The sequence below is a fragment of the Bacillus cereus group sp. N21 genome (genome assembly GCF_016483395.1).
Classification (GTDB): Bacteria; Bacillota; Bacilli; order Bacillales; family Bacillaceae_G; genus Bacillus_A; species Bacillus_A pseudomycoides.
Genome location: NZ_JAEHBX010000315.1, coordinates 1 through 286, shown reverse-complemented (window position 1 = coordinate 286; position 286 = coordinate 1). Strand labels below are relative to the sequence as shown.

Genomic DNA, 286 nt, shown 5'->3' with positions numbered 1-286 from the left:
CACGTGTTTTATATGCACGTGATCTAAGTCAATTCTATTTTTTTATTAAACAAAGCACAGAGTATCTGCAGCAAGATATAAAAGATTATGAAGATGGTCGTGTATGGAGGAATCTACGAAAACGTCATATCCGTAACTATCAGAGGTGGTTGTCAGAAGAGGCAGTTTCCTATCAATCCAAGGAGAAATACAAAGCATCTACGATTAGTTGAATATTAGCATTTGATTGATCCAACAGTTGTCAAATTTATACCGCAGCATATCATGTGCTAAGCCATAATGTCTC

Annotated in this window: 1 pseudogene; it reads left to right on the top strand. The window is 36.0% G+C overall.

Annotation, left to right across the window (positions count from 1 at the left end):
* Positions 1 to 209: pseudogene (locus JDS96_RS31020) on the top strand (tyrosine-type recombinase/integrase); the annotation flags it as partial.
* Between the last annotated feature and the right edge of the window lie 77 nt (positions 210 to 286).